Source organism: Saccharopolyspora sp. NPDC003752 (assembly GCF_053605825.1).
Genome location: NZ_JBSGJZ010000046.1, coordinates 26343 through 48053, shown reverse-complemented (window position 1 = coordinate 48053; position 21711 = coordinate 26343). Strand labels below are relative to the sequence as shown.

The window sequence follows — 21711 nt, the reverse complement described above, 5'->3', positions numbered from 1 at the left end:
GCTGTGGCGATGCTCACCGGGTGTTAGGTCATCCGGTCCATATCCTGTAGTCCTGACCAGTCGCGCCGCCAAGCATGGGGAGAGGACCGCGTTGACCGAGGCATCCGAGAGCACGCCCAGCTACTTCGAGCGGCTCGACGCGCATCGCTTCAAGCCGACCACCCACGCCAGCGGCGCGTGGCGCAACGACGAGCAGCACTTCAGCCCGCTGGGCGGGCTCCTCGTCCACGCGATCGAGCGCGCACGGGCCGGCCGCCCCGAGCTGCTGCTCAGCCGCGTCAGCTTCGACATCCTGGGCAAGATCGCGCTCGACGAGTTCGAGATCCAGGTGGAGACGACCCGGCCGGGCCGCACCATCGAGCTGGTGGAGGCCACCGCGATCATCACCGGGCGCCCCGTGGTCCGGGCCCGCGCGTGGTTCCTGGCGGAGCTGAACACCAGCGCGGTCGCCGGGGGCGAACCCGATCCGCTGCCGGACCCCGAGTCGCTGGCGCCCTGGCCGATGAACTCCCTGTGGCCGGGCGGCTTCATCGCGTCGCTGGACACCCGGCCCGTCGGCACGCGCCGGCCCGGGCGCAACACGGCGTGGGTGTCCACCCGGACGGACCTCGTGGCCGGCGAGCGGGTCAGCCCGGTGGCGTCGTACGTGGCGCTCGTCGACACGGCCAACGGCATCGCCGTGCGGCAGGAGCCGACCAAGTGGATGTTCCCCAACGTCGACCTGTCGATTCACCTCTACCGCCAGCCGGAAGGCCGCTGGACCGGACTCGACACCACCGTCGTCTTCGGCGGCCGCGGTCAGGGCCTCACCAGCACCGTCCTGCACGACGCCCGGGGCCCGATCGGGACCGCGCAGCAGAGCCTCACCGTGCGTCCCCTGGAGCAGTAGCCGGCGCTCACTTGCGCCCGAAGAACTCGAGCTCGCCCAGCGCGATGTGCTTGCCCTCGGTCAGGCCGGTCACCGTCTTGATGTGCACCCGGATCCTGACCACGTCGCTGGTCTTGATGCGGACTTCGTACGGGGCCGGGCTGTCGGGCACGTCGACCGTCTCGGTGCGGGTCCGGCCGTCGGAGCTGGTGGCGGTGATCTCCAGCCGGGCGGGCCGGGCCTGGCTGCGGAACTCCTCGTCGTTCCGGGACGGCCCGGTGCTCACCAGCACGCCCACCAGCCGGAACGGGTGATCGAAGTTGAACTCGGCCCATTCCCCGGGCCGCTCGGTTCCCCAGTACACGTTCCTGAGCCCGTCCACGGCCTTGCCGCGCGGGTGGTCGGGCATCTCGCCGCTGGCGCTGGAGCTCACCGGTCCGATCGGCGCCGCCCCGAAGGTCTTGTCGAGCACGTCCTCGACGATCTCCCGGCCGGTCGGGTAGAACAGGACGCCGCCGATCACCAGGGCGATCAGCACGGCGAGGACGACGAGCCGCCGCCACACCTTGCTGCGATCGATCCGGCGCCGTCGGCGGCGCGCGCGATTCGAGCGCGGCGCTTCGGAATCCGGGGTGAGCGGCGCGGCGCAGCGGATGTAGAACCGCCGTTCGGGCGGGTTGGGGGCGCCGCACGCGCCGCACGGCGGTCCCTCGGGAGCCTGCTCCGCGACCGGCGCGTTCGGCTCGGGCCGTGGCGCGACGGGCTTCGCCGGTTGCACAGCGGCCGGTTGCTCAGGCTCCGGCTCGGCGACCGGTTCCGCAGGTGGTTCGGGTGCCGCCGGGACCGGGATGCGTGCCGTCGGAGCGGACGGGTCCGGGGCGGGTGGTTCGGGTTCGGTGCCCTTGTCCCAGCCCAGGTAGGCGCCGCAGGTGGTGCAGAAGTCCTCGCCGCGGGCGACTTGGGCGCCGCACGTCGAACAGGAGCGCATCGGGTCATCCCCCTTCCCGTTGTGGCGGCCCCGGCAGGACCTCGACGGTGCAGGTGAGGTGGATCGGGCAGGCCGCCTCGACCACCGCGTCGACCTGCTTGCGGTCCACCGCAGAGCGGCCCGGCCAGACCTGGACCACGGCCCGGGTGATCGCGTTGCCGGGCAGCGCGGTGCCCGGCCGGGTCGACCACGCCGCGCCAGGGCCGTCGAGCACCCGCGCGTGCACCCCGGCGCACAGCCAGAGCCGGTCCACGAGCCCCCGCACGGTGCCGTTGCGGCGGTGCAGCTCGATGGCGCGCATCACGACCGCCCGCCGCAGCGGCGGCGGCCACGCCGGGTCGAGCTCCACCGCGACCCAGCCGGCCAGCCAGGACACGAAGTCCTCCGGCGCCACGCGCGGGTCGAAGTAGCCCGCGATGTTGTCCATGGTGGACAGGATCGGGGCGAGGACCGAGTCCAGGCCGGCGGTGAACCGCTGGGCGAAGTCGTCCCCGGCGTACAGCGCGGGCAGCAGGTCGCCGAGCGGGTAGCGGCTGGGCAGGTCGGGTACCGCGCGGCGGCTCATCGCGGCCCCTGGCCTTCCGCCGGATCCCCGGAACCCACCAGCACCTGGTGCTGGTGGGAGAAGACCAGCGCGTGGTCGGCCAGCTCGACGCGATCCACCGGCGTACCCCGCTGCCCGGTGATCGGATCGGCCGGGAACAGCCGGATCTCGTCGATCAGCTCGACGCCCTCGACCTGCTGGAGCACGGCGAAGACCTCGCCGACCTGGACCGGTCGCCCGAACGGCCAGCCGGTCCCGTCGGCGCCACCGCGCAGCGGGTTGAGGTACCGGTAGAGCGCGGCGACGGCGTCCCGGTTCACCCGGTTCGCGTCGGCTTCCGCGGAACGCATCCGCGCCACGACGGTGATGCCCTGGTAGAACGGCGGCTCCACGACCAGACGGGTGCCCAGCAGCCGGTGCTCGTCGAGCCGGGCGGCGATCGCGGCGAGCAGCTGCGGCGAGGGGATCAGCTGCTCGAAGCGCAGCTGGTCACCCGCGTCGGCCACGGCGTTCGGCACGACCAGCACGCGGGCCGCGCCAGGCTCGTGCTCCGCGCCCGCGGGCAGGCAGCGGATCCGGGCCGCCGCGGGCGCCGCCTGCCACGCGATCTGCTCGTAATCCGCGGCGGTCACGGCCCGCTCCTGCACCCGGAGTTGGTGCGGCGCGCGCACTTTCGCCTCCGACACGGTCTCCCCGTCGACGCCGCCACCGGCGGCCTCGCGGTTCTCGACGTCGGCCACGTAGGGCACCGAGCTGCGCAGCACCGAGATCGCACCGCGCGCCACGTTGCCCGACCGGCCGCCGCCGGTGCGGTACTTCGGCACCCTGATGTGCGCGCCCTTGGGCGGCACCGCCCCGAACCGGCGCAAGGTGCCGTCCGGCGCGCGCACGGCGGGCGGGAAGAGGAACTCGCCGTTCGTCGCGTCGAGCGTGACGTGCCGGTCGGCGGGGCCGGAGTTGCCGAAGTGCTCCACGACGTGCCAGTCCTGCCAGCCGTCGTCCGCGGCGACCTGCACCACGACCGGCTCCGCGTCGGTGAGCACCGGCGCCCGGTCGAGCCGGAACCGCTGGCCCGGCACGCCTTCGGAGAGACCCAGCGCGACGTCGGTGACGGTCTCGGCGTGCTCGACGGTCGTGGTGCCGCCGATCGTGAACGCCTCCGCCACCCGGACGGTCGGTGACTCGGAGTAGAACGGCTGGTTCTGTTCCGGGGCCACTACGCGGCAGCGCAGCCAGCCCGCCCGGACGCCCGCCACCGACGCCAGGGCGTGCCCGGCGGGCACCTGCAGCACCACCTCGCCGGGCCGGTTGAGGCCGCCGGTGGTGTCGTCGAAGACCGCGCACTCCGTCCAGCGCACCCCGTCCCACGACTCCCACACCAGCGGCGGCTGCCGGGGATCGACGCCGATGCCTTCGACCTGGCTGTCCAGCCGCACCGCGACCACGCAGCGCGGGACGGCGTTGCTGAGGCCGAACAGCATGGCGTCGTCGACGGCCGGTTCCGCCTGGAAGCACGGCACGTCCTTGCCCGCGTCGAGGTCGCCGGTGTGGTTCTGCTGCGCCCCGGCTGCCGAGATCGTCACGAGCGTCGTCAGTTCGCAGGGCACGATGGGCAGTTCGCCGGTGGTGGCGAAGACGACCGCCTCCTCGGTCTCCGAACGCGCGGTGGCGACCTCGGTGCCCAGCGGGAGGAGCACCGTCTCCGGCTGCGCGGCCGACAGCCAGAAGGTCACGTCGGCCCGCGCCGCCGCAGGCGGGAACAGGCGGACGCCCAGCAGGTCGAGGAACGCCAGGTAGTTCTTCTCCGGCACCCGGTTCAGCCGGTAGATGAGCTGGTCCACCATGTGCGCGAACGTCTCGATGAGGGTCACGCCCGGATCGGAGACGTTGTGATCGGTCCACTCCGGGGCGCGCTGCTGCACGTAGCGCTTGGCCTCGTCGACGAGTTCCTGGAAGCGGCGGTCGTCCAGGTTCGGCAGGGGCAGGGCCATCAGTCCGCGTCCTCCTCCGCCGCCGCGCTGTGCGGGATCGTGTAGAAGGGGAAGACGAGGTTCCTGCGGTCGTTGGTGGCGCGCAGCGTGTAGTGCACGTCGATGTACAGCACGCCTTCCTCGACGGTGTCGAACGCGACGACCACGTCGGTCACGTCGATCCGGGGTTCCCAGCGCCGCAGCGCGCTGCGCACCTCCTGGGCGATGCGCCCGGCGGTGGCGCCGTCGCTCGGGGCGAACACGTACTCGTGGATGCCGCAGCCGAATTCCGGGCGCATCGGGCGCTCGCCCGGCGCGGTGCCCAGCACGAGGCGGATCGCCTCCTCGATCTCCTGCTCCCGCTCGACCATCGCGATGCCGCCGGTCGCCCCGACCCGCATCGGGAAGGCCCAGCCGCGGCCGATGAAGCGCTCGCTCACAGCGGGCCTCCGATCAGCACGTTCGGCGCCCCGATGACCACGGTCGCGCCGCAGGTGGTCTTGTCGTTCATCCGCGCGGCGGGCAAGCCTCCGATGAGCACCACGCCGGAGCGGGGCGGGCTCGGCATGAGCACGTTCCCCGCGCTCAGCACGGTGTGCGGCAGCAGCGGGCACACGTGCTGACTTCCCGTCACCGCGGCGGGTTTGCCGCCGATGAGCACGGTGGCCACCTTGAGGGCGGCGGCCGCGGGAGGCTGGCCGATGGTGCCTCCGTGGGAGGTGGGATCGCCCATCCGGGCTGCGGGTGGCATCGCGGGAACTCCTTGTCAGCTCGCGGAATCGGTCTGATCAGTTGATGTGGACCATGCGGCCGCGCAACGTGGCCATCGCGCCGCCGTCGATTCCCACGTTGGTCCGGCCGTTGATCGAGACCGACGTCTTCGCGTCGATCGACACCGACTTCCCGGTCAGGGTGAGGTCGCCGGTACCGGCGTCGAGCGTGATCCCGCGGTCGGTCAGCGACACCGTGCTCAGCGCCCGCCGGCCGCCCACGGCCGACACCGTGATGTCGATCGTCCGCCGCTTCTCGTCCATCCGGATGTCCAGCCGCTTGTTGCCGCTGGTGAGCCGGATCCCCGGCGTTCTGGTGGTGGAGTCGATGAGTTCGAGTCGATGTCCCTTGCGCGACACCAGGGAACGCCGGTTGACCTTGCCGGTCGTGCGGTCGACCAGCGGCAGGTCGTGCGGCGACGGGCTGTCCCGGCCGTTGTAGAGCCCGCCGAGCACGTAGGGCTTGTCGAGGCAGCCCTGCTCGAAGCCGACCAGCACCTCGTCGTTGACGTCGGGGCTGAACACGCCGCCCCCGCCCTGCCCGCCGAGCTGCACGGTGCGGACCCAGTCGGTCACGTAGGCGTCGTCGAGCCACGGGAACTTCAGCTTCACCCAGCCCCGCTGGGCCCCGCCCGCCTCCTTGATGTCGGTGACGATCCCGGTGGCCAGGCCCGGGATGCGCGGGCCCCGGTCCGGCGCGTTGGCGCCGGTGACCAGCCCGGTCAGCGACCGGTCGGGGGAGGTGCTGACCAGCACCGTGGTGCGGTAGCCGTTCCCGGGCTCCAGCACGTGGTGCACCGCGGTCGCGGTGAACCGCCCGGAGAACTTGGGCCCGACGTTGCCGAGCGCGATCGGCACTCCCGCGCGCAGTTCCGGGTTGCCCTCCGCGACCGCTTCGATCTCGCCGAGCCCCGCGCTCATCGACGCCGCCAGCGCGCGTGCCGCCGCCGTGGCCTCGGCCTGCGTGCCGTAGGGGGTGTCGGTGATGCGCATCCGGGCGCCCTTGCCGAACTTGCCGGTCGCCTCCGCCGCGGTGAGCCCCGGCCGCACGGTCTTGCTCCGGGTGGCGTTCTCCTCGGCTATCAAAGGACTTTTGGTGGCCACGTTCCAGCCGCGCACCTCGACCTTGTCGACCTGGTCCACGGCCGTGAGCACCGCGCGCAGCGCCATCAGGTTCCGGCCGTACTCCAGGACGAACGGGCTCTTGGTCGCCGGGGTGTCGGGCGAGGGAGCGCTCGCGGCGGGTTTGAGCGCGGCGAAGTCCAGCCGCCCCTTCTCGTCGACCCGCACGGTGACGCCGTGCTCCTGCGCCAGGTCCTGGAGGAACTCCCAGTCCGACACGTTCGCCTGGGAGAGCTGGGTGTAGGTGATCGGCTTGGCGTCGATGCGGCCGGCCCGCAGACCCGCGCCCGTCGCGACCTTCCGCACGATCGCGGCGGCGGTCATGTTGCGGAACGCCGTGACCTTCCGGCCCCGCATCAGCCGGTGCGCTTTGCTCATCGCCCGCACCACGGTGAACGATCCGGTGCCGTCGGTGTCCAGCTCCAGGCCGGTGACCTCGCCGGTGAACAGGCGCTTCGGCGCCTGGCTGCCGGTGGTGGCGACCGACACCGTCAGCGGCGAGCCGATGGTGATGCCGGTCGCGGTCAGCAGCTCGTGGTTCGGATCCCGGAAGGTCAGCAGGGCCGCGTCGGGCAGCCCGACGTTCTCGTCGACCACGCAGCTGGTGAGCTGTTCCTGCCAGGCCGCGGGCAGCGGGCCGGGCGTGGCCACGATCGGATCGGCGGCGACGGAACGACCGCCCTCTTTTGCGCCCATCACGCACCGTCCTGTCCGTCGTCGAAGGCGGGTACCAGCAGTTCGGTGCCGGGCGCCAGGATCATGGGGTCGTCGATCTCGTTGGCCTCGGCGATGATCCGCCACGCCGTGGCATCGCCGTACTCGTGCCAGGCGAGCTGCGGCAGGCTGTCGCCTGCGACGACCCGGTGCGTGCGGCGGGTGTTCTCGGAGCCAGAGGTCGGGTTCTGGCCCGGGGTGTCGACGCTGGCCTCCTCGATGCCGAGCGAACAGGTCGCCCGCAGCGGCTTCCCGTCGACGTCGAACAGCGAGTAGTCGACCGAGAAGCTCGACAGCACGCCGTTGAACGAGGTCGTCCTGGCGGTGCCCCATTCGAACCGGACCCACGGGCTGGCGGGCTTCTTGCTGGCCAGGCTCTTCGGGGTGGGCACGCAGGCCACCATCAGGTCCTCGATCTTCTTCTCCACCGAGCCGTCGTGCTTGTCGGTGGCGTCCAGGAACACTTCGAGGGAGAGGGAACGCGGGCCGCTGCCGACGAATTCGGGCAACGCCGCGTCGGGCGCCATCCGGGACGGCTTGCGCCGCCACTCGGTGCTCTTGGTCAGCGCGAGCTTGTTCGGGTTGAACTGGAACCGGACCCGCTTGATCGTCGCGCCCGGTTTCGCGCCGACCTTCGCTGGTGGCTCCATGATCAGCAGCTGGGCGCGGGCGAGGTTGTTGCCCGGTGCGGCGGCCATCCGGCCCCTCCTCTCACGACGGTTGCAGGCCCAGGTGGGCGATTTCCAGCGTCTCCACCGCGGCCTGCGCGTTGGACGGGTCGAAGGACGGGCCCTGCCAGCTGACCGGGATGATGCCGAGGACCTGCCACCGGGCGATGGGCGTGAGATCCGGCTTCAGCGCGACGATCTCGCCGTTCTTGCGCTCGGCGCGCCGGATGATCTGCGCGAGCCACCGCGAGATCTTGGCGGTGTCGCTGGTGACCGGGCGGGTCAGCGTGATGTTGGTCCAGGTGATCCGGGTGGGCAGCTGCCAGGTGAAGCCGTTGTTGCCGCCCTCGGCGAACTGCTCCACCTCGACCTGGGCGCCGAGCCCGGAGCAGGTGTTGAACCTGCCCAGGTCGTTGCCCCCGATGACCAGCCGGAAGAACACGCTGGACGCGAAGATCTCCTGAGGCACCGGCAACACTCCTTCCGAACGTGCTAGCGGCGGCGGTCGTGCGGCCGCCCGATTCGTTCCCTGCCGTGGCGGAACTCGGCGCGCAGCAGCCGTCCCACCGGCTCGATCAGGCGACGAGCGAGCTCGTCGATGTCCTGCCCGCCGGAGCCGCCCGCCCCGGCCGGGGCGGCGTCCTGCTCCCCGGTGGCGGCCGGCTCGGGCTTGCGCTGGACCACCGTGACCGGAACTCCCGCCGGGACACCGGGAATCGGGCTCGACGCGGCGACCGGTTTCGGGGCAGCGGCCTTCTGCCGTTCTGCGGGCTGCTCCACCGGGGCTGCGCTCGAACGCTGCACGGTTGGAGCCGCTGAGCGGGACACCGGGAGGACGTCGGGCACGCTCGGGCCGATGCCGTGCGGAACTTCAGTCGCCTGGTGCGTCACCGCAGCGCGCGGCAGGGATTCGCCGCCGGGTCGGTGCGGTGGCGCCGGGAGCGGGGCGAGCTGCACCGGAGTGCTGGATGCCGGGGGAGCGGCGGAGATCCGGGCTCGCTGCACTGGCGTGCTCGGCGCAGGTCGCGGCGATGCGATCCCGGACGGCGGTGTCGGGTCGGCGTGGTTCCAGCGCACCGGTGCCACCGGTGGTCCGGCGGGTTGCTGAGGGCTGCGCGCCGCGCCGACGCCCGGGGCCTGCCCGATTCGTGCGGTTAGCGGCCGCGCCGACAGCAAAGGCAGGATGCGCTGGACGGGCTCGTGGGCGTGCGGGCGAGCCCCGGCCTGCATCGTCGCGTGATTCGGGATCGAGGATTCGGATGTCCGAACCTGGTGTTGGACGACAGCGGCCGCATCGGAGCCCTGAGCGGGGGAAGCTCCGGTCAGCGTGAGCGCGGTCGGCTCATCGCTTGCCGGTGAGTGAAGTCGTGCCGTCAGTTCCTCGGCCTCGGGTGTGGCGGTGGAAGACCCTTGGTGCTGGTTCAGGGGCGTGCGCTGGACGACCGGCACCGGGTCTGGCGCGGGTTCTGCCTTGGCATCCTCGACCGGAAGACCTGGGTTCGGAACCGTTCGATTTTGCCTAGAACTGGGGACTTCCCGGTTCTGCTTGAAGTTAGCGGTCTCCTGGTGCCGGACCGCTTCGCTAGCGACCTGTTCGGACTTCGAGACCCTGTGCGTCGTCGGATGAGGATGGCCGGGCGGCGCGCTCAGCGGGTTCTCGATCCGTTGCACGGCAGCGGATTCATGGATCAGCGGCGCTACCGGCGAGTCCTCGTCGCGTCCTAGTTCGGGGTTGGCCGGGATCGCGTCACGGCTTGAGCGCGGGACGACGAGTTCGGTTGTCGGCGAGTGCACGTCGTGGGGTTCCGGCTGCTCTGATGCATTGCCGTCGGAATCAGCGTGCGCGAGTCGCTGGACCACCATGGATTCCGCGGAATCGTGGATCAGCGGCGTGACCGGGGCGTCAGCCGACGCGCTTCGCGGCGGGGTTCCGGCTGGTCCGTGCGATGTCTCGCCTGGGTTGTCCGGTTCGGCACGGCCGGTCGGGGGAGGGGAGTCGGCGCCGCTCGTCGGCGAGTGCGCGTCGCGGGTTTTGGGCTCCTGCGGACGTGTCGTCGCAGCGAGCCGCTGCACCAACGGCTCCGTTTCCCCCGGCGCATTGCCCGGCAGCGGTGCCGTCGAGACTCGTTGCGGCTCAGCCGGGTCCGCGGAGTGGGGGCGAATCGTCGTGGGAGAGCCGCTCTCCGGGCTTGCGGGAGCCTCCGCTCCGGTCGCGGAAGCGGCCGGTTTCCGCTGCACAACGGGAGAATCGACCGGAGGTGGGGCCGACTCGGCGGGCGTCGGGCGGTCTTCGGCGCTGGTCGTCGCGGACGGCGGGATCTGGGCGATCGGCGCTCCGATGCCCAACCTGGGGCGAACCCGGGGCGGGGCCTGGCTTCCCGGAGCATCACGTGCGGAGGTCTTCGTGAACCGCTGGACCGCTCGGTGCTCACTGGTGCGGGACGGCGCCGGGTCGGTGCTCGCCAGCGGCAACGCCGACCCGTTCTCAGGAGCCTGGTCCGCCGAGCGGTCCGCGTCGGGGAAGACCGCGGCACTGGGCGGAAGGACGCGCAACGGTTCGCCGGCGCCTGATCGCACGGCGGCGTCGGGCTTGGCAGGGCGGGAAGCCTGGCGCTGCACGACTGGCTCCAGCGCACCACCACTGCTATCGCCCGGAACTGGATCGTCCACTATGGATGACTCGGTTGCGGCATTCGGGCGCGACACCACCGCGCGCAAGTGCCGCGGCGCGAGCGGCGTCGCCAGCCGGGCAACGGTCAGCGGCGGAGAAAGCCGACGTGGTCGAACCGGAGCAACATTTCCTTCAATGACAGGGGATTCCGCCGGGAGAACGGATGCCGGTGAGTGGTCCAGCGGCACCGGATCGCCGTCGTGCGCGGGAACGACCACGGGCAGCGCCTCGGTCGCCGAGCGCTGCACGGGAAGCCCGGCAGCGGGGCGGAGCAGCCCGTGCACGAGGCCGGACGGCGCACCTGCCTGGAGGCTGTGCCCGAGCCCGGTCAGCACGCCGTGGTCCTGGAACGAGGTCACGGATTCCCGGAACCGCATGGCCGCGGTCACGCCGATCGCGGCGCGCTGGATCACGCCGGGATCGGCGGCGGTCCGCCGCCACCCGCCGTCCCAGCCGGGGGCCGCGGTGGCAGGTCGCGCCGAGCGCCGCGCGCCGCCGCGGCGACGACGGAAGAGGTCCCACAGGCTCACCCGGTCACCCGCCTTCGTTCACCCTGGTGTTGATGCGCGCGATCTCGCGGACCCAACGCCGTCGTTCGTGGTGGTCGAGTTCGAGGATCTCCTCGCGCGGCCAGTGGAAGTGGTAGGCGACGTACGCGACCTCCTCGTGCAGCCGGTCGACCGCGTACGTCACGATTCCCCCAGGCGCCCACCGGCGAGGTCGACCTCGAACGCCGTGCCGCAGGACGGGCAGGTGACCCCCGCCCTGGTGTGCCCCTCGCTGTTGATCCGCCGGTAGAAGTCCTGCAGGAACGCGATGTCGGTGGCGTACATGTTCTCCACCAGGCCCGTGTGCACCTCGGTGAGGCCGCCGAGCCGGGTGATCACCTGGCTGAGCAGCACCACGCTGAGATAGGCCGGGTTCTCCTTGACCCGCACGTCGATCAGCGGCCGGAGCTCGTCCTTCGCGGTGGCCAGCCGCATCCGGCCGTGCTTGTGCACGGTGCCGTCGGAATGCACGTAGCCGCGGGGGAGTTCGAAGTCGAACTCGTCGTGCTGCGTCGCCTGCTCGGCCGGGGCCGGGTGGGTGTCCGCCGCCTGGCCCTTGCCCGCGACCTCGTCGAGCTCGCCGAGCGACGCGATGCGTCGCCTCATTCGACCTCGATCCGCTCGAACGTGATGGTGGCCTTCTCCGTCGCGGCCTGGGACTCGCCCGCGGTGAGCGACGGGCCCTCCCACTTGCTGACCCAGGCGTCGAAGAGCTGCATCCGCCGCACCGTGTCGCCCTTGGAGTCCTGGATCTCGATCGTCAGGTTCTCCCGCGCGACCTCGACGTTGCCGTCCAGCAGCGTCTTCTTGATCCAGTCGGTGAACTCGGCGCTCTGGTCCATGCCGCGGGTGATCGTCACCTCGCCGCCCTTCTGACCGCCGGGCTGCTTCTTGTTGATCCGCTCGCCGGTCGGCGTGACCTGCTGGGTCTCGATCACGTCCTGCTCGACGGTCAGGCCGCTGATCTCCTTGACCGATTCCACCGTGATGCCACCGAGTTGCACACCGAACCGGTGCGTGGCGAGACTGTCGCCCTGTGCCATGGCTTATCCGCCGCCTTCCGTGCTGTTGGGCTATTCGCTGAGCAGGCTGGTGCTGTCGGAGAACTGGGAGAGCCGGAAGATCACGAACTCGGCGGGCTTGACCGGCGCGACACCGATGTCGCACACGACCTGCCCCAGGTCGATCGACTCCTGCGGGTTGTTCTCCCGGTCGCACTTGACGAAGAACGCCTCCTCGGCGGTGCGGCCGAACAACGCGCCGTCGCGCCAGGCCTCGTGCAGGAACGCGGAGATGTTGCGCCGGATGCTCGACCACAACCGGTCGTCGTTCGGCTCGAAGACCACCCACTGGGTGCCGATCAGGATCGACTCCTCCAGGTAGTTGAACAGCCGGCGGACGTTGAGGTAGCGCCAGGCAGGATCCGAGGACAGCGTCCGGGCGCCCCAGATCCGGATGCCGCGCCCGGCGAACGCGCGGACGCAGTTCACGCCGATCGGGTTGAGCAGGTCCTGCTCGCCCTTGCTCAGGTTGATCTCCAGGTCCACCGCGCCGCGGATGACCTCGTTCGCCGGGGCCTTGTGCACGCCGCGCTCGGCGTCGCTGCGCGCCCACACGCCGGCGATGTGGCCGCTCGGCGGGACCAGTGTGTTGCGCCCGCTGGCGGGGTCGAAGACCTTGATCCACGGGTAGTACAGCGTCGCGTACCGCGAGTCGTAGCCCGCCTGGTCCATCCGCCAGTTCCGCACCTGCTGGGCGTTGAGGCCAGGGGGAGCGTCGAGCACCGCGACGCGGTCGCCCATCTGCTCGCAGTGCGAGATCGCGGCGAGCTGCACGGTCTTCACGCCTTCGGCGTCGATGAGGCCGCGCTGGTGTGCGCTCATCAGGTCGGGGACGGCGACCATGGTGATCTCGTCGATGGTCTCCAGCCCGCCGAAGCCGGTGCGGGCCGCGAGGTCCCCGACGTACTCCTGGGCGTCCACAGCGGCCGGTCTGGATTCGCGCGGCGGCGGCGCGGCGATCGTGACCGACTGGTTCTCCGGCCTGGTCAGGGCCGCGCTGGACCGCTCGGTGACCTCGATGAGCTTGGACCGCTCGCGGACCTGGGTGACCACGTAGCTCTTGACGTTCTTCTTGGTCGAGACGTCGTAGGTCTCGGCGACCTTGCCGCCCTGGCCGACCAGCAGCCGGAACCGGTCCTCCGGCGGGTTCTCGCCCTCGGCGTCGGCGACCTCGACGGTGATGTCGCCGCCGGCACCCGGCAACGCCGAGATCCGCAAGCCACCGAGTTCGACGGGCGTCGCCGGGGCTGCGTCGGGCGCCGCGGCGGGCCCGCCGATGCGGACGACGTAGGCGGTGCCGCCGCCGTTGGCGAAGTAGCCGTAGACGGCGTGTGCGAGGTAGCCGTCGTCGAAGCCGCCGAAGGTCTGCACGTACTGGCTCCAGTTCGTCACCAGCGTCGGCTGGTGGAACGGGCCCTGAGGTGCGAAGCCGACGAAAGCGGCGACGGCGGTCCCGACCCCCTCGATCGGTCTGGCCCCGTTCTGGACCTCCTCGACGTACACGCCAGGGGACAGGTACGACGGCATGTTCGCTCCTTCGTCTGAGGTGTGGCGTGCCCAGAGCCTCGCGCCCGGCGACGCGCGCGAACAGGTCCGCCCGACCCCCACCGAGGGCAACACGACTGCCTTCACGGGCAACCAGGCCCTGCCTCCCCGGGACATGCCGGCAGGGGTGCGCGGGGTTCTGCCCCGAGGTGTGCCCTTCCGGGCATGCCCCGGTCGCGCCGAGCGCGGTACCAAGTGGTGCACGGGCGCTGTGAGGAGACCTGATGCACGACCGCCACAACAGCGAAGCGGAGTCGTCCGAGCGGGAACGGCGCGCACGAGCACCGGAAGCCGGAGAGCGGCCTGGTGCTCCGGGCTCCGCGGAACACATCCTGCACCTGCAACGAACGCTGGGGAATGCCGCCGTAGCAAGGGCGATCGCTGACGTCCGCGGTGGCGACGTGGAGGAGGTGCAGCGTTCGACCGTGCACGACGTGCTGCGGTCGTCCGGAGAGCCGTTGGACGAGCCCGTGCGCACGGACATGGAGAGCCGCCTCGGCGCGGACTTCTCCGACGTCCGCCTGCACACCGGACCGGCCGCGCAACGCTCGGCGGCCGAAATCGGCGCCCGCGCCTACACCTCCGGAAACCACGTCGTCATCGGCGAAGGCGGAACCGACGAGCACACCCTCGCCCACGAACTCACCCACGTCATCCAGCAACGCTCCGGCCCCGTCGCGGGCACCGACAACGGCGACGGCCTGAAGGTGTCAGATCCATCGGACCGCTTCGAGCGGGAAGCGGAGCAGAACGCGAAGCACGCGATGGCGTTATCACACCGGAATCGGGTCGCGAGCGAGATCGATTCGCCCGTGGCGGAGGAGGCTTTGCAGAGGGCACCGGCGTCCAATCCTGGACCCCGTTCTGGTCTGATGACGAACGAAGAGTGGTTCGGCACCACTGCGCAGGGGGAGGTGGACAAGGAGAAGCGGTTCCAGACCCACGCGTCGTTGATCTACACCGACGATTCTGGGGGCGACGAGAACCTGCTGACGGCGACGAACGTTCCTGGTTCCGCCGACGAGGAAGCCATGCACGCCGAGGACATTCTGATCGCCGGGTTGCGGAACAACCTGGACAAGTTCAAGCCGGGCCCGCATCGCTATCACAAGGTCATTTTCTCGGTCACCAAGTCGCCTTGCACTTCCGAGTCGCGCGACGGCCTTCCATCGACGTCGAACAAGAGCAGGGGGTGCACCGAGGCGATCCTCGACCTGGCGACGAATGGCATCCAAGACGGCGATCGAGTCTACAAGTTCAAGATCGTCCTCGTTGTGCGAGGCCTTTACCACGCCAAGGTGCGAGGCGGTAAGAAGGCATCCGACAAGGCACTGGACGCCTTGGGAGCGCATCCGCAGATCGAGGTCAGCAAGGATCTTTCCCAGCAGGACATAGATGCGCTGAAACAAGATGTCTGACGCTGTTCTTGGTTTCGGTCGATGTGGGGCATCATCGGGAGATCAGGACCCTGCCGCCCACTGCCCGAACTCCGATTCCAGCACCAGCCTCCCGAGCTTGCCGTACTCCTGGCGGACTGCCGTGATCAGCTCGTCCATGCCCACCGGCCTACCGGCCTCCGCCGCAAGGTAGGCGGCCGTGATCGCGCAGGAGCGGATCGAGCCGCCCGCGAGCTCGAAGCGCTCCGCGCAGAACGCCAGGTCCAGGTCTTCCGCTCGGGGGATCGCGCTGCCGAGGCAGCGGTCCCAGAGGGCTTGGCGCTGCTCCGGGCCCGGCATCGGGAAGTCGGCGATCACGTCCAGGCGGCGGGTGAACGCATCGTCCAGGTTCGCCCGCAGGTTCGTCGTCAGGATCGCGATGCCGTCGAAGGTTTCCATGCGCTGCAACAGGAATGCCGACTCGACGTTGGCGTAGCGGTCGTGGGCGTCCTTGACCTGGGAGCGCTTCCCGAAGATGGCGTCCGCCTCGTCGAACAGCAGCACCCCGTTCACGCCGACCGCCTCGGTGAAGATCCGCTCCAGGTTCTTCTCCGTCTCGCCGACGTACTTGTCGACCACTGTGGACAGATCCACCACGTACAGGTCCATCCCGAGATCGGCCGCGACCACTTCCGCCGACATCGTCTTGCCGGTGCCGGATTCGCCCGCGAACAACGCGATCACACCGCGCCCGCGGCCGCCGCCGGGACGCATCCGCCAGTCACCGAGGACGAGGTCCCGGTGCCGGGCGCGCATCGACAGCTCGGCCAGGTGGCGATGGGTCGGCTCGGGCAGCACCAGGTCGTCCCAGTCGACCGCCGGCGTGATGCGCCGGGCGAGGCGTTCCAGGCCCGCGCCGTTCTGGGCGCGCACGCCCGCCCGCAGATCCTCAAGACCCACCGGGCGAGCGTCGAGCGCGGCGAGCTGGGTCGCCACCGATGCCGCCCGGCCGACCTGGTCGGCGTCCAACCGGTAGCCGGTGAGGGCATCGACGAGCGCGCTTTCGGGCACCGCTGCGGCGTCACCGGCCGCCGCGAGGGCCTGCCGCCAGGTCCGCGCCAGCTGCTCCGGTTTCGGTGCCGCGACGCGGATCGACACCGGAGCCTGACGCGACCAGGCCGGATCCCAGCCGCGGGAACCGTGCAGGAACAGCGGGATGCCCGCCGCCGACGCGACGATCGCCCGCAGCAACCGGGCCTGCTCGCGCTCCAACGCCTCCAGCGGCCCGAACACGATCCCGGCGCGGTGCAGCCGCGCTTCGCGCATCAGCGCGGGCAGGACGGGCAGCGGCTCCGGCTCACCGGCCAGCTCCCCGGCGTCCAGGACCAGCGCGCTACGACCGCTGACCGCCAGGGCGTCCGTCGCGACCTGCAGCGCGCCCTCTGCCCCGGTGAGGTGGACGAGCCGGATCCCGGTGTCCAGCGCCGCGCCGATTCGCTTGGCCAGCACGTCGGGCGAGCGCGGATCGGCATGGGCGAAATGGGCAAGGCGCGCGACGTGGGGGTCGATGTCGTCGTTGCCGAGCAGGTGCGCCACGACGCGGTCGGGAACCCGCAGCGTCCGCGACAGCGCCGGTCGCTCCGGCTCCTGCACCTCCAGCAGGCCGCCGGCGACCAGTGGCGCGCCCGCGGCGAACCGGAACCGCCCGTCACCCGCCGCGGGCACCCCGCACAGTTCCAGCGCCAGCCCGGTGGTCGGCCGCCGCCGGGTCACGTCGTCGTTGAGGTAGCCGTAGAGCGGTTCGAAGCGGACGTCGACGTCGGGCGCCATCGCCACCAGCAGCAGCTCCAGATCCAGCGCCGCGAGGCCGAAATCCTCGGCGAGGCGCAGCAACCTCGGCCCGGGGTCGGGCACGGCCGCCGCGAGCGGGTCGAGCTCGGCGGCCGCGGGATCGTCGTCGCGGGTCGCGGCCCAGGACTTCGCCGGGGAGGCGAGGATGCGGTCGACGTCGTCCGGGGTGACGTAGAGCCCGCGGTAGGGATCGTCCGGTTGCGGGTCGGCGGCCCGCCGCGTCGCCACGACCTCGCGGACGCGCCGCTCGATCAGCCCGAGGCGGGCCCAGAGGTAGTTCAGGTCCGGCCCGGTCACGAGATCGTGCCCCGTCGTCGCCGCTTCGGCTCCGGGCGCGGGCGCGTCGGGGCGAAGCCGGTGCCTTCCGCCGTGGTCGGCCCGTCGTAGCGCAACCGCCGGGCGGACTCGTTCACCGGGGCACCCGAGCTTTCCGCATGCAGGACAACGCCTTCGGTGACCGGCGGCCCGGCCGGGATCCGCTCGCCAGCCAGCGGCGCCGTCACCCGCAGGTTGATCGACGGCTTGAGCTGCCCGCCGAGCGCCGACCACACATCGGAGGCCGACCGGCCCTCCGCCATCGTCCCGCCCGCCTCGAACGACACCGTCAGCCCGAGCTCGGCCAGCGTCCCGGTGAGCCACTGCGGCGCCAGCGCGTCGTGGCGCACCAGGCAGCGCAGTACGTCGGAGAGCAGCCGGTGCTCGTCCTGCGGGCGGTTCGTCCACGCCGTCACCAGGTAGGAGAGCTGGAACCAGTGCGGCGGGCTCTGCCAGCCGATCATCTTCCCGTCGTCGTCGTACTGCTCGAACGCGCCCGCGCGCCGGAGGTCCGGCTCCTCCCTGATGTCGTAGAGGAAGACGCTGACCGTGGGCGAGTTGCGCTTCGCCGCCCAGTCCGTCGTGGGCGGGTCGAAGGCGAGTTCCACGCCGGAGCCCGGCACGCCCCCGTCGGCCAGCAGCAGGCGCAGGCCCTCGTCCACCTCGTGGATCACCCGATCACCTCCACTCGACCAGCTCCGGCGGCGCGATCGTGGGTGCCACCACCAGGAACTGCGTCGTGACGGGGCCGAATCCGGGGCCGGACGCGATGATGGTGCGCGGTCCGGTCTGGTCCTTGGGCAGGATCAGCAGCTGCGCGGCGAACCTGCCGTCCGGGCCGGGCAGCGTCGGCGCCGCGGCGGCGGTGATGCCGGGCGTCCACAGCAGCCGCACCGGGGCTCCCGGCGGGAAGTCGATGCCCCGGACGGACGTCACGAAGCCGGGTTCGCCGATGTTCGGCACCGCGACGATCCGGGGCTGAAGCACGCGGTAAGGGGTGGTCGCGGCGTTGTCGGCCGGGTTGGTGTCCGTCCCGGTGGTCCGCAGCGTTGCGCCGATCACCGACTCCAGCGCCGCGTTCGGCGCCAGCACCACCTGCTTGGTGACGACTCCGCCGGGAGGCAGGTCCGGCAGGGCGCACCGCACCGCCGAGCAGTCCGGCGGCAGGCTGAGCACCGGGACGCCGGGTGGTAGCGAGATCTCCAGGGTCAGGCCCGTCGCCGTGCCGTCAGCGGTGTTGCGCACGGTGTAGGTCACGTCGGTCCGACCGCCCACATAGGACGGATTCGGCTGCGCTCCCACCGCTACGGCGGGATTGGCGTCCGGAGGCGGCGGGGGATCCGGCGGCACCGGTACCACCGGCACGACCGTCGTCGCGGTGTTGTCGCCGGGGCGGGCGTCCTGCATCGAGCTGCCCGCCGCCCAGCGGAGCCGGTGGTTCCCGGTGGTCACGCCGACGAGTTCCGCGGTGACCTGGATGGACTTCCCCGGTTGCACCACGTCGAGATCACATCGCGCCTGCTCGGCGTCGCAGCTGCCCCCTTGCGCCCGGAGCCGTTGCAGCCGCAGCCCGTCCGGCACGTCGAGGGTCACCTTCGTGCCCGGTGAGGAGGCCGGGCCGTTGTTGCGCACGGTGGCCGTGACCGGCACCGACGACCCGACCTCGACGGTCGCCGACGACGGGGGAGCGGTCAGCGCCAGGTCGATGGTCGCCTGCCAGGTCGGTTCCTTCTGCCGCCCGGGGAGCCGACTGGTGATCGGGTCCAGCCGCCCCTTCGCCGCGTCCAGGACCGCCAGGTGCTCCGGCGGGTTGAAGTCCTCGACCGGGCGCTTGGACACCACGATCTGCTCGCCGTCCGGCGACAGGCTTGCGTCCCGGGGCTGGAACGGCCCGGTGTCGCCGCCGTCGGGCCGGTCCGCGCAGCTCGACAGCCCCTTCGGCAGCAGCACCTCGCAGCGGTCGTCGGCCAGGTACATCCGGTACAACCCGTCGGGCTCGCGGTTGAACACGATGCTGCGCCCGTCCGGTGAGAACGCCGGGCTGTCGTCGACCACGTCGCACAGGCAGACGAGCTCGCTCAGGTCGCGTTGCCGGTCGAGGCCTTCGGCGCGGGCGATCCAGATGTGGTTCTCCCGCTTGTCCGTGTCGGCGACCCTGCCCCGGCTGAACGCGAACTGCTTGCCGTCCGGCGAGAACGCGGGCTGGGTGTCGTCCTCCTCCGCGTTCGCACCCTGCAGGCGCCCGGTGACCTCGCCGGTGGCGACGTTCACGACGACGATCCGGCTCCGGCCTCGCCCTTCTTCCATCGCGCCGGGCGACCTGCGGGCCACGGCCATCTTCGTGCCGTCCGGCGACCACGCGGCGTCGGTCTCCCAGTCGCCGGACTTGCGGTCGTCGATGGGCAGCAGCTGGGGATCGGAGCCGTCGGCGCCGACGATCCAGATCCGCTGGACGCGCTGCCCGCCGACGGTCTCGAACCGGCTGACCGCGATCTTGCTGCCGTCCGGGGAATAGCTCTGCCGCTGCGTCCACGGGTCGAAGCCCGGGTCGGGTTCGAAGAGCTTGCTGGAGTCGACCAGCGCCTTGGGATCCTCGGTGAGCACGTCGACCCCCAGGCTTCGCGGATCCGACCCGTCCTGCCGGATGTCCTGCAGCATCGCGGTGTTCCGGAGCTCCGCGGTCGTGCGGGCCACCACGAGGCGCCCGGTGATCCCGTTGGTGAGCCAGGTGGGGGAGTCGACCAGCCGGTCCTCCTCCAGCATCTGCTGGGGCGGGGGAGCGGGCAGCGTCGCGGTGTCGGCCAGGTAGACCCGGTCGATGCTGTCGGCCGCGGCGGCGTAGCCGCCCTCGACCCGTTGGAGGTTGGGACTGACGAACAGCAACCCGCCGCCGTTCGGCAGCCAACTGGGCTCCCGGCTCTGCCAGCCGTCTTGCAGCAGCGGCGTGCCGGTCCCGGTGCCCCGGAGCACCCGCACGCTCTGATCGGAGGCGTCGCCGATGTTGCCATCGCGGTCGAAGGTGTAGGCGATCCGGTCCTGGTGGTCGGCGTCATCGACCGGGTTCCACGACGGCTGGAACGCGCCGCCGGACGGCTCGTCGGTCAGCCGCCGCAGGGAGCCCCCGCCGGAGGCCTGGTCGTAGATCTGCCACCGGCCGCCGGCATCGCAGGCGTAGGCGATGCGGGAACCGTCCGGCGAGAAGGTGGGATGCGTGTCGTTGTCGGCGGTCTCGGCGAGCCGGTGGGCATCGGTGCCGTCGACGCGCACCAGCCAGATGTCGCGCTGCGTCTTCTGCCCCGACGTCTCGGCCGAGTCGAACGCCACCCACTGCAGATCCGGCGAGAGCTGCGGATTCGCGGCATCGCGGCCCCGGGTGAGCCGCCGCACCGCGCCGTCGGCGCCCCGCAGGTACACCTGCGGCTTGGATTCGTCGCGCAGGCTGGTGAACACCAGCAGCCCGCCGCGCGAGGACACGTCCCGGTCGAAGTGCTGCGGCGATTCGGCCAGCAGCGGCTGCGTCGACGTCTGCCCGGGCAGCCCGGTGGTGGTGACGCCCAGGCTGCGGTGCTCGGTGCCCGAGTAGGCGATGCGGGCCGGCGGCTGCTCGGCGGCCGGCCGGGGCGGCGCCTGCGCCGCGGTGGTCGGAACGCTGATCAGCCCGTCCAGCAACAGCACGACGCCGACCAGGGCGATCCCGAAACGCGTTGAGCCGCGCCGGAATCCTGGCATGCTGCCGATCACGGTTGACCTCCACCGCAGGCGACCGATACCCCGGCATCCTGTCCCGGCACCCGGCCTCGCTCCCAGATCCCGACAGGCAGGCGAGCGGGCAGGGCTCCGGCACTTTCGGGCAACGCCCGGTGGGCGGCGGGTCAGATCAGGCCGTGTCGCATGACGTAGCCGACGGCGTGCGCCCGGTTGCGCAGCTGCAGGCGCGTGGTGACCTCCTGGAGGATGTTCTTCACGGTGCGCTCGGAGTAGGACATCTTGACGGCGATCTCCCTGGTGTCGAAGCCGTCGGCGATCAGGCGGAGAACTTCCACTTCGCGCGTGTTCAGCGTCGACAGGATCGGCCGGACCGCGGCGGCGGCGCTGCGCTGGAGCTTCCCGACGTGGTCGAGCAGCCGGCCGAGCATGTCGCCGGGCAGCATGCCCTCGCCGCGGACCAGTGCCGTGATCAGCCCGACCATGCGGTCCTGGTCCGCTTCGCGGCGGCGCAGGACGGCCGCCACCCCGCATTCGATGGTGGTTTGCAGCGCGTCCTGCTCGAATTCGCTGACGATGAGGCCGGTGCGCACCGACGACGTCCGCTGCAGCCGGCGGAGCAGCTGCCCGGCCGCGTCGTCCAGCCGGTCGATCACGACCAGCGACACCTCGGCCCGGGCTTCTTCGCTCGGTTTCAGCACTTCCACCTCGGGGCGCGGGCGCAACTGCTGGGTGACGCCGAACTCCAGAATGGGATCCCCTGCGTAGACCGCCACCGGGACTCTCGTCATCGTGTCCTCTCCCTAGAACCGGGTCCTGTCGCTGCGTGTTCTCGGTGAGACCTGCTCGATGCCCGCCGCCGGGCGAACTTCGGGTGGTGCCGGATCAGGCCTGCGGCGCGGGACCGCCGCTCGCGAGGGCAGCGCGGCGCCGTTGCCGCGGGCAGCCGCCTTGCCCCCGCGCTGCCCTCACCGCCCTGCTCGAAACCGCTCGGG

The 21711-nt window shown here is 71.5% G+C and carries 19 protein-coding genes; 2 read left to right on the top strand and 17 right to left on the bottom strand.

Annotated features, from left to right (window positions below):
• Window positions 1-91: 91 nt before the first annotated feature.
• Window positions 92-889 (top strand): thioesterase family protein, encoded by a 798-nt coding sequence (locus ACWEV3_RS37150; RefSeq protein ID WP_452618381.1) that lies wholly within the window; start codon window positions 92-94, stop codon window positions 887-889.
• 7 nt (window positions 890-896) lie between these two features.
• On the opposite strand, the gene ACWEV3_RS37145 is transcribed toward ACWEV3_RS37150, so the two are convergent.
• From ACWEV3_RS37145 to ACWEV3_RS37085, 13 genes are read right to left on the bottom strand one after another with little or no spacing between them, the layout of a single operon-like run.
• Entirely contained in the window at window positions 897-1856 is a 960-nt protein-coding gene (locus ACWEV3_RS37145) for an NADase-type glycan-binding domain-containing protein (RefSeq protein WP_452618380.1), read from the bottom strand.
• A 4-nt stretch (window positions 1857-1860) separates the two neighbouring features.
• The gene (locus tag ACWEV3_RS37140; protein ID WP_452618379.1) at window positions 1861-2421 is read right to left on the bottom strand and encodes a phage tail protein; all 561 of its coding nucleotides are present in this window, start codon (window positions 2419-2421) and stop codon (window positions 1861-1863) included.
• On the bottom strand, window positions 2418-4391 hold the full coding sequence (locus tag ACWEV3_RS37135; RefSeq protein ID WP_452618378.1) for a putative baseplate assembly protein: 1974 nt from the start codon (window positions 4389-4391) through the stop codon (window positions 2418-2420). Before ACWEV3_RS37135 ends, ACWEV3_RS37140 begins: the two co-directional genes overlap by 4 nt.
• Complete coding sequence (locus ACWEV3_RS37130; protein WP_452618377.1) at window positions 4391-4810, bottom strand: GPW/gp25 family protein; 420 nt, start codon at window positions 4808-4810, stop codon at window positions 4391-4393. The genes ACWEV3_RS37135 and ACWEV3_RS37130 overlap by 1 nt, the downstream gene beginning before the upstream one ends.
• Window positions 4807-5121, bottom strand: a complete 315-nt coding sequence (locus ACWEV3_RS37125; RefSeq protein ID WP_358566273.1) for a PAAR domain-containing protein — start codon at window positions 5119-5121, stop codon at window positions 4807-4809. The genes ACWEV3_RS37130 and ACWEV3_RS37125 overlap by 4 nt, the downstream gene beginning before the upstream one ends.
• A gap of 37 nt (window positions 5122-5158) precedes the next feature.
• Entirely contained in the window at window positions 5159-6958 is a 1800-nt protein-coding gene (locus ACWEV3_RS37120; RefSeq protein ID WP_452618376.1) for a VgrG-related protein, read from the bottom strand.
• Complete coding sequence (locus tag ACWEV3_RS37115; RefSeq protein WP_452618375.1) at window positions 6958-7674, bottom strand: CIS tube protein; 717 nt, start codon at window positions 7672-7674, stop codon at window positions 6958-6960. The genes ACWEV3_RS37120 and ACWEV3_RS37115 overlap by 1 nt, the downstream gene beginning before the upstream one ends.
• Before the next feature lie 13 nt (window positions 7675-7687).
• Window positions 7688-8113 (bottom strand): phage tail protein, encoded by a 426-nt coding sequence (locus tag ACWEV3_RS37110; protein WP_452618374.1) that lies wholly within the window; start codon window positions 8111-8113, stop codon window positions 7688-7690.
• A gap of 23 nt (window positions 8114-8136) precedes the next feature.
• Window positions 8137-10845, bottom strand: coding sequence for a hypothetical protein (locus ACWEV3_RS37105; RefSeq protein WP_452618373.1), 2709 nt, complete (start codon window positions 10843-10845; stop codon window positions 8137-8139).
• A 4-nt stretch (window positions 10846-10849) separates the two neighbouring features.
• On the bottom strand, window positions 10850-11008 hold the full coding sequence (locus ACWEV3_RS37100) for a DUF6760 family protein (RefSeq protein ID WP_165968071.1): 159 nt from the start codon (window positions 11006-11008) through the stop codon (window positions 10850-10852).
• Window positions 11005-11469, bottom strand: a complete 465-nt coding sequence (locus tag ACWEV3_RS37095; protein ID WP_452618372.1) for a hypothetical protein — start codon at window positions 11467-11469, stop codon at window positions 11005-11007. Before ACWEV3_RS37095 ends, ACWEV3_RS37100 begins: the two co-directional genes overlap by 4 nt.
• Complete coding sequence (locus ACWEV3_RS37090; RefSeq protein ID WP_358304911.1) at window positions 11466-11906, bottom strand: phage tail protein; 441 nt, start codon at window positions 11904-11906, stop codon at window positions 11466-11468. Before ACWEV3_RS37090 ends, ACWEV3_RS37095 begins: the two co-directional genes overlap by 4 nt.
• Before the next feature lie 30 nt (window positions 11907-11936).
• A complete protein-coding gene (locus ACWEV3_RS37085; protein ID WP_452618371.1) occupies window positions 11937-13451 on the bottom strand; it encodes a phage tail sheath family protein in 1515 nt (504 codons plus the stop codon).
• A gap of 419 nt (window positions 13452-13870) precedes the next feature.
• On the opposite strand from ACWEV3_RS37085, the gene ACWEV3_RS37080 reads away from it, so the two are divergent.
• A complete protein-coding gene (locus ACWEV3_RS37080) occupies window positions 13871-14887 on the top strand; it encodes an eCIS core domain-containing protein (RefSeq protein WP_452618370.1) in 1017 nt (338 codons plus the stop codon).
• 42 nt (window positions 14888-14929) lie between these two features.
• Here the strand turns inward: ACWEV3_RS37080 and ACWEV3_RS37075 are convergent, their stop codons facing one another.
• From ACWEV3_RS37075 to ACWEV3_RS37060, 4 genes are all read right to left on the bottom strand, one after another.
• Entirely contained in the window at window positions 14930-16993 is a 2064-nt protein-coding gene (locus ACWEV3_RS37075) for an ATP-binding protein (RefSeq protein ID WP_452618369.1), read from the bottom strand.
• Window positions 16990-17685, bottom strand: a complete 696-nt coding sequence (locus ACWEV3_RS37070; RefSeq protein WP_452618368.1) for a DUF4255 domain-containing protein — start codon at window positions 17683-17685, stop codon at window positions 16990-16992. Before ACWEV3_RS37070 ends, ACWEV3_RS37075 begins: the two co-directional genes overlap by 4 nt.
• A gap of 4 nt (window positions 17686-17689) precedes the next feature.
• Window positions 17690-20752, bottom strand: coding sequence for a hypothetical protein (locus tag ACWEV3_RS37065; RefSeq protein ID WP_452618367.1), 3063 nt, complete (start codon window positions 20750-20752; stop codon window positions 17690-17692).
• 131 nt (window positions 20753-20883) lie between these two features.
• Window positions 20884-21507, bottom strand: coding sequence for a helix-turn-helix transcriptional regulator (locus ACWEV3_RS37060; RefSeq protein WP_358566234.1), 624 nt, complete (start codon window positions 21505-21507; stop codon window positions 20884-20886).
• Window positions 21508-21711: the final 204 nt, after the last annotated feature.

What these genes read in the sequence shown, in the direction of transcription:
- ACWEV3_RS37145 (WP_452618380.1), bottom strand. Translation starts at nt 1,856, where the DNA reads ATGCGCTCCTGTTCGACGTGCGGCGCCCAAGTCGCCCGCGGCGAGGAC.
- ACWEV3_RS37140 (WP_452618379.1), bottom strand. Translation starts at nt 2,421, where the DNA reads ATGAGCCGCCGCGCGGTACCCGACCTGCCCAGCCGCTACCCGCTCGGC.
- ACWEV3_RS37135 (WP_452618378.1), bottom strand. Translation starts at nt 4,391, where the DNA reads ATGGCCCTGCCCCTGCCGAACCTGGACGACCGCCGCTTCCAGGAACTC.
- ACWEV3_RS37125 (WP_358566273.1), bottom strand. Translation starts at nt 5,121, where the DNA reads ATGCCACCCGCAGCCCGGATGGGCGATCCCACCTCCCACGGAGGCACC.
- ACWEV3_RS37120 (WP_452618376.1), bottom strand. Translation starts at nt 6,958, where the DNA reads ATGGGCGCAAAAGAGGGCGGTCGTTCCGTCGCCGCCGATCCGATCGTG.
- ACWEV3_RS37115 (WP_452618375.1), bottom strand. Translation starts at nt 7,674, where the DNA reads ATGGCCGCCGCACCGGGCAACAACCTCGCCCGCGCCCAGCTGCTGATC.
- ACWEV3_RS37095 (WP_452618372.1), bottom strand. Translation starts at nt 11,469, where the DNA reads ATGAGGCGACGCATCGCGTCGCTCGGCGAGCTCGACGAGGTCGCGGGC.
- ACWEV3_RS37090 (WP_358304911.1), bottom strand. Translation starts at nt 11,906, where the DNA reads ATGGCACAGGGCGACAGTCTCGCCACGCACCGGTTCGGTGTGCAACTC.
- ACWEV3_RS37085 (WP_452618371.1), bottom strand. Translation starts at nt 13,451, where the DNA reads ATGCCGTCGTACCTGTCCCCTGGCGTGTACGTCGAGGAGGTCCAGAAC.
- ACWEV3_RS37060 (WP_358566234.1), bottom strand. Translation starts at nt 21,507, where the DNA reads ATGACGAGAGTCCCGGTGGCGGTCTACGCAGGGGATCCCATTCTGGAG.